The organism is Streptomyces sp. MNU76 (assembly GCF_020982545.1).
Classification (GTDB): Bacteria; Actinomycetota; Actinomycetes; order Streptomycetales; family Streptomycetaceae; genus Streptomyces.
Genome location: NZ_JAJKLK010000004.1, coordinates 1 through 11,702 on the forward strand (window position 1 = coordinate 1; position 11,702 = coordinate 11,702).

An 11,702-nucleotide genomic window follows, 5' to 3' on the forward strand; every position below is an offset into this window, starting at 1 on the left:
ACATGAGGAGTGCCAGGCCGGGCGCTGTGACAGCGGCTCCGCTGAGGAGGGTACGGCGGTCCATGGAGTTGGGGTCTCCCTTGCTGATCTCGTGGAGCAGGTCGGGCAAGGCGGCGTCGCCGGGGGTGTCCAGGTATGGGCGGACAGGTCTGTTCTGGCGGCGTCGTGGCCCGCCCCAGCCCAGTTCCTGGGCTGTCACGCGGCGTCTGGCTCGGAAGCTGAGCACGGCGAGTGCGTCCGTCTGATTGGCCTTGTCAGGTCGGACTGGCACCGGCCGGATCCACGGGTACGCGCTCTTAATGTGCAGCGGCGATAACCCGCGACGGGCGCGCAGTTCGTTGATTCGCGCGGCGAGCTGTTCGGGTTTCATCCCGAGCTGCGTCAGGAGGACGGCAAGCGGTGCTGCACCTACCGGCTGTGGCTCCACCACGGCACTCCTTCCGGGCGCGCAACACGTCTGTCGACGCTAGCGCGAGGCGCTCCGAATCGGCACCTGGCGCGGGTGAAACCCGGTGTAGGTACACCGGGTTGCGTGCGTACACCCCGTCCACCCCGTAAACAGCGCGGACGACTACTCCCCGGGCCCCGTTTGCGGTTCTCTGTCGTGCACCGAACACGGAGTAAGGGGGAGGAAAGTGGATCAACCTGCCGATTCTCTGCCGTGTCGCGGGCTCGACACCACGTGTACGGGGTTGGACGTTCAGCGTCTGGACCCGGCCAAGACCCGTGCCGTCATCGGCGAGTGGCTGATCAAGGATCGGCTGCCGACCGGAGGCTGCCCTGCTGGACTTGGCAGCCCGCTCCCGTTCCTGACCGGACGGTGGCGGATCTGCTGATCGCCCGGACCGGATCCTGGCGGGGGTCGCCACCGGCGGGTGAGCCGACCGCTTCGCGCACTGGACCCGCTGCCTGGAGCCGCACGCCATACCGGCGACGGCGCTCACGCCACGCGCCTGCCAACCCACGCCCCTTGTTCTGCACCGTCGAACTGGCCGGGTTAGCGGCATCGCTGCGCCCTGCACTTCACACCGGAAGGAAACGAGATGACCGCCACCGACGAGGCCGTGGCCTCTTCGAACCTGGCTCAGTGCCTGGCCCCGCCGACGGACAGTTCCCCTCCCAGCTCCGGGCGGAGGTTTATCGCCACGGGCGCGGGCATGGCGCTCGACGACCGATGGCACGCCCAGAGTGCTCGTACGGATGCGCGGGCGGCGACCAGGGGTGACGTGGTCGGACCGTGCGCGAGCGGACAGACCCGTTACCCGCGCTACTTCAGTCGCGCTGCCGGGCCTTACCTGTGGGATCTGGACGGGAGACGGTACATCGACTTCAACCTCGGGTACGGGCCCGTCGTCCTCGGGCACGCCGATGAGCGGGTGACCGAGGCGGTGCTCGCTGAACTGCGCAACGGCAACTGCATCGCTCCGCTGTGGAGCCGCCGCCAGAGCGAGCTCACCGACCTGCTGGTCTCGGTGGTGCCCGGCGCGGAGATGGCATACCTGCTCAAGACCGGGTCCGACGCGACGAGTACGGCGGTACGGCTGTCCCGGATCTTCACCGGGCGCGACAAGGTGATCCGCTGGGGCTACAACGGCTGGCACGACTGGGCAGCAGGTATCCCGGCAGGCATCTCGGAAGCGACCCGCGCCGACACCCTCCTGTTCGACTACAGCGATCTGCGCACGCTGCGCGATGCGTTCGTCCGTCATCCCGGGCAGGTGGCATGCGTGCTGATGATGCCGTTCGGCAACGAGAGGGCTCCCGAGGGCCACCTGCAGAAGATCCGCGACATCGCGCACGAGCACGGGGCGCTGTTCGTCCTCGACGAGATGCGCTCAGGGTTCCGGCTGGACCTGTCTGGTGCTCAGGGACTCCTGGGCGTCCAGGCGGACGTCAGCACGTTCAGCAAGGCCATGGCAAACGGGCATCCGATCTCCGCCGTCGTCGGGCGGGCCGACGTGCTGTTTACCTTGGCCCGTACCCGGATCTCGTCGACGTTCTACGCGGACCCCGCACCGATGGCCGCGGCACTCACCACGATCCGGATCCTGCGTGACACCGACGCGTCCGAGAGGATCTGGAAGGCCGGCTCGGCCTTCCAGGACGGCCTGTCGGCACTCGTCGACCGGCATCGTGTGCCGGCCCGGGTGGTCGGGTACCCGCCGATGCCGTTCCTTCAGTTCATCCACCCCGATCCAGTCATTCGCGAGCGGATGAGCACGGCCTTCGCCGCCGAGGCGGCGCGGCACGGGGTGCTGCTGCATCCGAGCCACCAGTGGTTCCTGTCCGCCGCGCACACCGATGAGGACATCGAGTGCGCGCTGCACGGCTGCGACCAGGCGCTGGCCGTGCTCGAACCGGTGCTCGCGACGCAAGCCGCCTGATCAACGCCGAAGCCCCTCCCAGCGCGCCCCGGCGCCGACATCCAGGCGCGAGCCTGCCAGTCGGCGGTTGCCCGCTGACGGCTGGCACAGATTCATTCGCAGCTCGCCGACGAGTTCGGCCGAAGCAAGAGGAGACCCACGAGTGACGACAGCCCGGCTGATCGCGCCTTCCGACACGGAGCAGGCGACCAGGAACCGGCTCATGGAGCTGTTCGCCGAGCGACCGATCCCCGATGACGCGCTGCTCGACCACCTTGAAGTGTTCATGCGCCCGCAGCGCATCAACGAGATCCTCACCCTCGAACAGCTCTATCAGCACATCCTCGGCGTCCACGGGATCATCGTCGAGTTCGGTGTCCGCTGGGGCCGCCACCTGTCCGTGTTCAACGCGTTGCGCGCCCGCCACGAGCCGACCAACATGTTCCGGAAGATCGTCGGGTTCGATACGTTCACCGGTTTCCTCGACCCGGCCCCGCAGGACGGCGGCTCCGACCGGGTCTTCCCGGGCAGCATGAGCGTCACGCCCGGCTACGAAAGCTACCTGGAACAGGTCCTGCGCCTGCACGAGGCCGAGGCGCCGATGTCGCACATCCAGCGGTTCGAGTTGTGCAAGGGCGACGCTCCGGAGCAACTGGCCGCCTACCTGGAACGCAACCCGCAGACGCTCGTGGCGCTCGCCTACTTCGACATGGACCTGCACGATCCGACCCGCGCGTGCCTGGAGTTACTGCGGCCCCACATGGCAGCCGGTAGTGTCCTGGCTTTCGATGAGCTGACGCACCCGGACTTCCCCGGTGAGACCGTGGCTCTGAAGAGCGCGATCGACCTCGCCGGCCACCGCGTCCAGCGGTTTCCCCAGTCGCCGTACCCCGCGTTCGTGGTGCTGTGATGGGCGCTGTCACGCAGGTCCTGCGGTGGGCTGCCGGTGCGCAGGAGATCCCGGAGGATCAGGATTTCGACGACCGTGTGCTGCTCGATCTGATCGGGCAGCACGCGCTCAGCGGCCGTCTGGAGCTGCGCCTTCCTACTGGGCCTCCATGGCTGCGCGACCGGCTCGGTGGGCCCGTAGCGGCGATGTATTCCGACACCCTGGCGCTCGCCGAGGCCCACATCCGTGCGGTCGATCGCATCGTGGCCGCGCTCGGCGAACAGCCACCACCGGTTGTGGTGAAGGGGGTCGCGACCGGGCTGCTCACCGGTGAGAAGCACCTGCTGAGGTGCGGGGACATCGACCTGGTCTGTGCCGACGGAGGGCCACTGATCGAGGCGCTGACCCGGCTCGGCTACGAGCGCACCCGGGCACCGTTCCTCCACGAACTCGGCGAATTCACCCGTGAGGGCGTCGAAATCGACGTGCACGCCTACCTTCCGGTACCTGGGTACGGTGCGGTGCGGCACGCGGACCTCACACCCCCTGAACACGCGAAGACCTGGTATCAACCGCGCCGTGCTCCCTCGATGCACCCGATCCGGCACGGCCAGCTGATGGACGGCGGCACCGTCACGGTGGGCCGGGTCCGTGTTCCCGACCCCTGCCTGCTGACGATCGTGCTCTGTGCCCACGCCTTCTTGAACTTCACCAACTTGTGGTCGCTGTCGCATCGGGCCAAGCCGTACGTCAAGTTGGCCGAGCTGGCCGACCTGCACGCCCTGGTCCAGCACGAGGCATTCGATACGAAGCGGTTCCTCGCGTTGGTCGCAGACCTGGACGCGGGGGACGCGGTGAGCTGGGCGGGCTGGGCCTCGACCGTGCTCCTCGGCAGGAATCCGCTGCCCGTACCGGCTGGCACCGGCCCGTTTCCCCGCTGCCTATGGTGGGACTTCTGGGCGCGCCTTCCGGTCGATGAGGAGGCGCTGCTCCTGCCCGACTGGTTCGACCTTGCCACCGTGAACCCCCTACTCGGAAGCCGGATCGAACTGGACACCGGCCGCCCGGCGCCGCCCTGGACGGTCGAGGTCCGCCGCGACGGCGACGAAGTGACGGTCACGGTCGCCCTGCCGGAATCAACCGACGCGGCGACCGAACACGGCCGGGTCGACTTCGGAGCGATCGGAACGGAGTGGGTCCTGTCCGATGGACAGCTGACCGCTGTCGGCGGCCATGACACCTATGACCTGCTGCCCGGACGTCGCGTCCGGCTGCGCTACCGCGCCCCCCGCGCGGGCGGCGAGATGCTGGTCGGCGTGGCCGAGCAGGACGCATCCGGAGCGCCGCTGTCGGCCATACTGATTCCCGCCACCTGGCAGACGGCAGATCGGGTGGGTGCCCGATGATCCGCGCCGCTCAACTCCCCGGATACTCCTGGGACACGACCGGGCGGGTCGAAGCCAGTATCCAGGCCCTGATCGGTGAGCGGCTGGCGGAACTGCTGGCGCGCGCCGCCACGGTGGCAACCCGGCTGCGCGAGGTAACCGGGGACTGCCGCCTCGCTGCGGTCTACCTGCAGCCGGACTCGCCCGACGCCGTCGTCCGGCTGTGTGAACGCCTCGCGTCCACGAAAAACGCGCAGGAGCGCGCCCGGCTGCACCATGAGATCGGGCGGCGCCGCTTCGCTCGCCCGGGCACTGCGAAGGTACGCCTCACGGGCGACCTCGAACAGGTGCTGACGGCGGCCGACAACCGCACCCGGGCCTACGTACCTGATCCCGGGCATCGGGACATGGTAGGTGCCCTGCTGGACGACTTCGGCACGGGTTTCTCGGACTTCGTGGAGAGCCAGCACGAGGTGCCCGGACCGAACGCCCGCCTGCGCCAGGGCATCGTCAAGTCATGGCGTCTGCCCGACGGCACCCGTGTGATCAGCAAACGCGCCAACCCGGCCAAACCTGGCCGGTTCGCCCAGGAACAGGTCGCCTACCGCGCCATCGCCTCCCGGCTCGCTGGCGGAATCGCCTTCGGCCGGGCCAGGCGCCTTCAGCTCGCGCCCCTACTCGCGACCATCCGGGACGGCGCGTCCGGGCACGTCTACGCTGTCTGGCAGTGGGTTCCCGGTGAGACCGCCGAGTCGATGCTGCTGGCACCGGGCGAGCACACGTCGCTGCTGCGCGACTACCGGGATCTGTTGGACGCCCTGCTCGACCGCGGAATCCTCTGGGGTGACCTGAGCCCCCGCAACATCCTTGTGCACGGCCGGGTGCACCATCTCGTCGACTTCGAGAAGACACAGGTCCCGGGCGAAGCCCCCGTACCGCACGGGGACCGGGGCGCCTACTGCCGCGGCCAGATCGGAGTAGAGGAACTCGGGGTCCTGTGCCCCGAAGCCCAGGTCCGCGCATGCCTGCACGGCTACTTGGATCCCGACACCTGGGACTTCAACGCGCCCGGCCCGGTACCGTTCCCGCCGCGCCCGGAGGTGACGGCGGTTCTCTCCGGGCGCGGCATCATCGGCCCGGACCTGGGCACCTACAACCGGACCGACCGGCAGATCTGGCAGGTCCGATCGCCAGACCGTGACCCCATCACCGGGCAGCCCCGTTATCCGGGCCTGGTCAACTTCCGTGTCGAGCACTACCTGAGCTGCGCCGGTCGCACCGACGCGGACGACTACGACCGCAAAACCACCGAGATCCTGATCGCAGGCCGCCGGCACGGCTGCTTCGACGACGCGGTCCAGGCCGTCACCCACGCGGTGGACGAGGCGGAACGGCAATTCGTCGTCGCCGAGGTCGCCGAGCTTCTCGCCGGCAATGACACCGGGCCCGTCACCGCGCCGCACGCGGCGATCCGCGCACTGGTGGACCGCATCGACGTCCTGGACACCGCCCGGCAGGATCCCGACCGCTTCCGGTTGGCCTGCACGACCCTGAGGAAGGAGGGACGATGACGCAACCGCCCTCGCTCGGGTCCGGGTGCTTGCGTACGGATCAGGTCGTCCGCGTCGGCCCGCTCACCCTGCGCATCGCCAGCGACGTGCCCAACTTCCCCGCGCTGCGCTACTTCAGCCGAGCCGCACGGATGCCCACCGGCACCGTGCCCGACGTGGAACTGTGGTGCCTGTCGGACGCCGATCCCGGTCTGCCCGCCGACACCACGGCTCGCGCCCGCAACTTCGGCGCTGGCTACTACGTGACCGACCATTTCGGCGCACCGGTGCGCATGTCCAGCTCGGGCAACCGGATCGTGCTCGTGGGGGACCGCCTGGAACGGCTGGTCTGGCCGTACGTCGTGAAGTACCTGCTCCTTCGGCACACCGCTACCGCCGGTGGACTCTTCCTCAAAGCAGCCGCCCTCGCCGTCGGCGACGGGGCGACGCTGATCGTCGGCCGCGGTGGCGCCGGCAAGTCCGTCCTGGTCACTGGGTTATGCCGGAACGGCGCGACGTTTATCACCAACTCGCACGTGGTCCTCGCGGGCGGCGCTGTCCAGGGAGTCGCGAGCACCATGCGGATGCGGCCCGGCCCCTGGCTGGACCAAGCCGGCACAGCGAGTACCGCGGCTCTCGATCCACGCGAGCGCCTGGTCGACCCTGACGAAGCATTCCCCCACCACGCGGGCGCTGCGGTGCCGCTGCGCGCCGTGTGGATCGCCGACTTCCGTGCCCCTGACGAACACGACGTGCAACAACTGCCCCCCGACGAGGCGGCCGGCATCGCCGAACAGTTCGCCTTCGGGCTCAACGTCTACCGGCTCGAAGAAGACCTGCTGGACCTGTGCGGCGGCGACTACCGCGCCTTCTCCACGCAGTACGCACGGATGCGGGCACAGCTGCACGCGGCGGTCACCAACTGCCCCACCTACCACGTGCGCTCGGATGTCCAGCTCACTGCAAACCGCGACCAGCTTCTTCAGCTGCTCTCCGACGGAGGTATGTCATGAACGGCGCCATCATCGGCTACGGCACCATCGCGACCGGTCACGCCATCGGATACCGCCAGACCGAAGGCATCGACGTGACCACCGTCGTGGACCCCACCCCAGCACGTGCGAAGGCCGCCCGCAGAGCCGGGCTGCGCGCATACGCCACGTACGCGGAAATGATCGACCACGAGGCCCCAGACTTCATCGACATCTGCACACCGCCCAACAGCCACGCCAGCTACATCGAGCTCGGGCTGCGCGATGGCCTGCACGTGCTGTGCGAAAAACCGGTCCTGATGCCGCACGAGGGCGGCTACGACCGCTTGCTCGACCAGATCGCGGCCTCGGACAAAATCTTCTACCCCTGCCACAACTACAAGTTCGCCCCCATCCTGGCGACCATGCAGCAGGTCGTGCACAGCCCCGGCTTCGGCGACGTCCTCAGCGCCCGCTTCCGCACCCTGCGCCAGGGTCACGCCGTCGGCGTCCCCGAGTGGAACCCGCACTGGCGGCGCGATCCCCTCATCGCCGGCGGCGGGATCCTCCGCGACCACGGTCCCCACAGCGTGTACCTGGCGACCCACCTGACCGGACGCACCCCGCTAGCCGTGTCCTGCCTGACCGGTGCCATGCGCCACGACGGCCACACCGGCACGGAGGACACCGCGATGTTGATGATCCGGTGCGACGACGACGTCCCGATCGAACTCGATGTGACCTGGTCGGCCGGATACCGCAACAGCTACTACTCGATCATCGGCAGCGGCGGCAGCGTCACCGTGGAGAACGACGACGTCCAATACAGCCTCAACGGCCAGCTGCACCGCACGACCCTGCCGTCCAACTTCGACGACCCCAGGCACAGCGACTGGTTCGCCGCGATGTTCGCCGACTTCCTGACCAAGACACGGCACCCGGAACAGACGGCACCGCTGCTGGCCGAGACACTGACGACCTCCCTGGTAATCGACGCGGCCTACGCCTCGGCGGCCGACGACGGCCGATGGGTCGAGCTGACGCCGGCGCGGGACCTACTCATGCGCGCCGCGCGATGACGGCGCCGGACGATGACCGCGCCGGCCCGGCGACACTCGACGAAATCCGGGACTGGCTCAGCAGCCGGCCTCGCGACAGGGCCGTGCTCGCCACCGGCTGCTTCGACCTTCTGCACGCGGGACACCTGTGCTTCCTGGAGCAGGCGAGACGGCTCGGTGACCTCCTGGTCGTCGGTGTGAACAGCGACCAATCGGTCCGGCACCTCAAAGGCCCGAACAGGCCCATCGTCGGCGAACGCGAACGCGCCGCCCTCGTGGGCGCTCTGAGATGCGTCGACCGGGTATTCCTCTACGACGAGCCCACCGCCGACTGCCAAATCCGCTTCCTGCGTCCGCAGGTCTTCGCCACCGCGCGCGCAAGCATCTCCGCATACCCCAGCGAAGTAGCGTCCGCCGCCGAGGTTGCGGCACACGTACACGCGATCGACCGGATCGCGCCGTACTCGACGACCAGGCTGGTCGACACCCTGCGAGCGAACCTATGACGGAGAAAGTCATCGCCACCGGCAGCGCCCCATGGATCCCGGTGTCGCATCTGATGGAGGTGGTCAGCGCAGACTTCTACCCACCACAGCACCTGACCACCGCGGCCTTCAGCCTCGTATCCGAGACTCAAGGCCACCTGCTGCTGACGCACGTCAACCTTCCCGGACGGGGCTGGGACGTGCCCGGCGGTCACATCGATCCGGGCGAGGACGCCCGGCAGGCCGCAGCGAGAGAAATCAGCGAAGAGACCGGGTTTCTCATATCTGCCGAGGCGCTGGCGCTGCTCGGATGGCAACGCTTCACCTTGCACGAGAAACCGCAGGCCAGCTATCCGTACCCGTTCCCGGTGTCGTACACGCTGATGTTCACCGCGCAGACCGGCCTCGCCGATCCGCCGGTGGCCCCGCCCCGGGACTCGGAGTGCGGGCCTGCCGGATGGTTCACCCCTACGCAAGTCCGGCAGCGGTGCGCGACCTGTACCTGGCTGCCGTTCCTCGCCCTGCTACGCGAGGCCCGACACCTTGCCGACGTCTCCTCAGACTGAGAAGACTGAGCTTCCCGCGTCTGGCACGAGGAGACACCGATCGAGAAGGGTCACCTGCGTCTACGCCGGGCCGCTTGAGGAACGCTCCTTAAGCGGCTCGAAGCCCTCAGGCAGAGGGATCCCGAACCGCTGGCACAGCAAGGGCACATCGTGGCGATCGACATCACGAGCCGGATAGCCGGTATGCCAGCGCACCGCCCACTCGGCCGACTCGCACCGCACTGCAGTTCCGGCAATCGAACCATGTCCGGCGAGGGCCTCAGCCGGAAAAGGACCGCCCTCCACCACGGATCCGTAATGCAGCGATCCGTCCGCGAGCGGCTCGTAGAGGTGCAAGTCGACCCGCAACCGAACACCGTCGTGCAATACGAAGTTCCACGGCCTGTCGCCAGGCCACGGGAAGATCCGGTCGACACCAGCCTCAGCGAACGCGACGAACAACGGCTCCAGATGGGCGGCCGGCGCCCATACGTCAAGGTCGGAGTGTTCTCGCGTCTGCTCCCCGAGCAGCGCATCCACACCCCACCCGCCGCCAACACACGCATCTACGCCGTGGGCGTCGAGCCGCTCCACAAGCGCGACTACATCCTTGGCTGACATCGAATAATGGCTCACCGCATCAGGGTAGAGGCCAGCCCGACCCCATATCCGGCGATCACTACGGCTTCGCCATACGGGATCCCGTGGGAGAGACGCCAAGACCGCCTACCCCTCGTCGAGTCCGGCGGCTTCCCTGGGTGCACCGCGGCTCTGCGAACCGAACTGGAGCGAACATGACCACCAACGACACCGCCATCACGGCCGCCCCGGCTCCCGCACCGGCAAGTGGCCCCGGCGTCCAGGTCGTCGCCGCGCTGCTGCGGCGCGGCAACCACATCGTCCTTGTCCAGGAACAGCGTGATGGCAAGGAGATGTGGTCCATCCCCGGCGGCGGCGTCGAGCGCGGCGAACTTCTCACCGAGGCCCTGGTCCGCGAGGTCAGGGAAGAGACCGGTCTGAATCTGACGGTGGTGGGCCCGCTGGCCTACCTCGTCAACACCACGACCGCCCGGTACCCCTCCGCCTTGGTCGCGACCTTCGACTGCGCCGAGTGGGACGGCGAGATCGCGGTCCACGACCCGGACGGCAAGGTGACCGGCGCTGTCCTGCTGCCGCTGGACCAGGCGAAGTCCGTCCTATCGTCCTCCACCGCAACCCGACCCGAGATCGAACCCCTGCTGGACTACCTCAACAGCCTCACCGCCGGCCGCGTGTGGTCCTACCGGGACGACCAGCCCATCGAATACTGACTTCGGCTCGTCAGGGTGACGCTGGTTCGTCGAGGGCCAGGCCGGTGCCCGCTATGAAGCCGTCAAGGATGCCGGACCGGTACTGAAGGCGCTTGAGCCGGTTGCGTACGAGTGCTTCGAGCCGGTCGAGGGCGACGACGGCGAGGTTGGCCAGGCTGCGCTTGACGTGCGCCCATACCCACTCGACCGGGTTGAGGTCGGGTGAATAGGCGGGCAGCAGGAATACCGTCAGCCACTCACGCTCGGCGATCAGCTCGCCCATGGCGCGGGAGACGTGGGTGTTCAGACGGTCCCACACCAGCACGATGGGCGCCTTGACGAGCTGGTGGACGCCGTCGATCAACGCGATGAAGTCCCGCTCGCCCATGCTGCGACGTTTGCCTTTGCCCACTCGGTGGGTGCGCAGGCGGTGGCACAGCCGGGTCCGGGAGCCGGGCCGCATGGCGATCATCCCGGCCACGGACAGTCGCCCCGAGCGTCGTCCGCTCACCGTCACCTGCGGGGTGTGGCCGCGCCGGCCCCAGGTGCGTCCCCTGGGCGGCCGGCGGGTGAAGCCTGCCTCGTCCTCGAAGCAGATGTAGCCCCCACAGGCCGCCCGAGCTCTTTTACCTCCGTCCAGGTCGCCTCCTTCCACGCGGTGACGGCCTGCTCGTTGCGCTCGGCGACCCGCCGTGCGGGGACCTGCGGGCTGAAGCCGAGCCGGTGCATCAGCCGCGTCGCCCCGGAGACGCTGTAGGAGACGTGAAACTTCCTGCCGATCAGCGTGGCCACCCTCGCCGCGGTCCACACCTGGTCCTCCGTCCAGCCGTGCGCGGCCGGACCCTGCTCGAGATACCCGGCGAGCTCTTCAAGACAGCGTGGCGACAGGCGACACCGGCCCCCGCTCGGGCCTCGCGAAAGCAGCTCGTCGGCACCGCCTTGCCGCCACAACTGCTGCCACTGGTAAACCGACTTCAGACTCACACGCAGCTGCCGGGCCACCTCGGGCGGTTTGACCTGCTGCGTGAACAGCTCCGCCGCCTGTATCCGCACCGCTTCCCGACGCCGCCGTGCTCCAGGCGTCAGCCCGCCCCCATCCGCGTATCTCACACGCCACGGACTACCGACAACACCACACCCACATCAGCAAGTTCAGCAAACATCACC

General features: G+C 68.5%; 12 protein-coding genes and 1 pseudogene. 9 read left to right on the forward strand and 4 right to left on the reverse strand.

From position 1 onward, the window contains the following. Window positions 1-370: pseudogene (locus tag E4N62_RS13080) on the reverse strand (XRE family transcriptional regulator); the annotation flags it as partial. 673 nt (window positions 371-1,043) lie between these two features. Between E4N62_RS13080 and E4N62_RS13085 the strand changes: the two are divergent. From E4N62_RS13085 to E4N62_RS13120, 8 genes are all read left to right on the forward strand, one after another. Next, window positions 1,044-2,384 (forward strand): aspartate aminotransferase family protein, encoded by a 1,341-nt coding sequence (locus E4N62_RS13085; RefSeq protein WP_230214119.1) that lies wholly within the window; start codon window positions 1,044-1,046, stop codon window positions 2,382-2,384. A 142-nt stretch (window positions 2,385-2,526) separates the two neighbouring features. Further along, window positions 2,527-3,273: a class I SAM-dependent methyltransferase gene (locus E4N62_RS13090; protein ID WP_230214120.1), complete on the forward strand. Its 747-nt coding sequence runs from the start codon at window positions 2,527-2,529 to the stop codon at window positions 3,271-3,273. Further along, window positions 3,273-4,658 carry a nucleotidyltransferase family protein gene (locus E4N62_RS13095; protein WP_230214121.1) on the forward strand — a complete coding sequence of 462 codons (1,386 nt, stop codon included), beginning with the start codon at window positions 3,273-3,275 and terminating at the stop codon, window positions 4,656-4,658. Before E4N62_RS13090 ends, E4N62_RS13095 begins: the two co-directional genes overlap by 1 nt. Continuing rightward, window positions 4,655-6,208: a hypothetical protein gene (locus E4N62_RS13100; protein WP_230214122.1), complete on the forward strand. Its 1,554-nt coding sequence runs from the start codon at window positions 4,655-4,657 to the stop codon at window positions 6,206-6,208. Before E4N62_RS13095 ends, E4N62_RS13100 begins: the two co-directional genes overlap by 4 nt. Beyond that, a complete protein-coding gene (locus tag E4N62_RS13105; RefSeq protein WP_230214123.1) occupies window positions 6,205-7,200 on the forward strand; it encodes a hypothetical protein in 996 nt (331 codons plus the stop codon). The genes E4N62_RS13100 and E4N62_RS13105 overlap by 4 nt, the downstream gene beginning before the upstream one ends. Beyond that, on the forward strand, window positions 7,197-8,237 hold the full coding sequence (locus E4N62_RS13110) for a Gfo/Idh/MocA family protein (protein ID WP_230214124.1): 1,041 nt from the start codon (window positions 7,197-7,199) through the stop codon (window positions 8,235-8,237). The genes E4N62_RS13105 and E4N62_RS13110 overlap by 4 nt, the downstream gene beginning before the upstream one ends. Continuing rightward, on the forward strand, window positions 8,234-8,722 hold the full coding sequence (locus tag E4N62_RS13115; RefSeq protein WP_230214125.1) for an adenylyltransferase/cytidyltransferase family protein: 489 nt from the start codon (window positions 8,234-8,236) through the stop codon (window positions 8,720-8,722). The genes E4N62_RS13110 and E4N62_RS13115 overlap by 4 nt, the downstream gene beginning before the upstream one ends. Then, window positions 8,719-9,267, forward strand: coding sequence for an NUDIX hydrolase (locus E4N62_RS13120; RefSeq protein ID WP_230214126.1), 549 nt, complete (start codon window positions 8,719-8,721; stop codon window positions 9,265-9,267). Before E4N62_RS13115 ends, E4N62_RS13120 begins: the two co-directional genes overlap by 4 nt. Before the next feature lie 60 nt (window positions 9,268-9,327). On the opposite strand, the gene E4N62_RS13125 is transcribed toward E4N62_RS13120, so the two are convergent. Continuing rightward, window positions 9,328-9,882 (reverse strand): nucleotidyltransferase domain-containing protein, encoded by a 555-nt coding sequence (locus E4N62_RS13125; protein ID WP_230214127.1) that lies wholly within the window; start codon window positions 9,880-9,882, stop codon window positions 9,328-9,330. Window positions 9,883-10,040: 158 nt separating this feature from the next. Between E4N62_RS13125 and E4N62_RS13130 the strand changes: the two genes are divergently transcribed. Further along, complete coding sequence (locus E4N62_RS13130) at window positions 10,041-10,556, forward strand: NUDIX domain-containing protein (RefSeq protein WP_230214128.1); 516 nt, start codon at window positions 10,041-10,043, stop codon at window positions 10,554-10,556. 10 nt (window positions 10,557-10,566) lie between these two features. Here E4N62_RS13130 and E4N62_RS13135 read toward each other — a convergent pair whose 3' ends face one another. Next, complete coding sequence (locus tag E4N62_RS13135) at window positions 10,567-11,133, reverse strand: transposase (protein ID WP_230214184.1); 567 nt, start codon at window positions 11,131-11,133, stop codon at window positions 10,567-10,569. Then, window positions 11,049-11,588: a winged helix-turn-helix domain-containing protein gene (locus E4N62_RS13140; protein ID WP_308184968.1), complete on the reverse strand. Its 540-nt coding sequence runs from the start codon at window positions 11,586-11,588 to the stop codon at window positions 11,049-11,051. The genes E4N62_RS13135 and E4N62_RS13140 overlap by 85 nt, the downstream gene beginning before the upstream one ends. Between the last annotated feature and the right edge of the window lie 114 nt (window positions 11,589-11,702).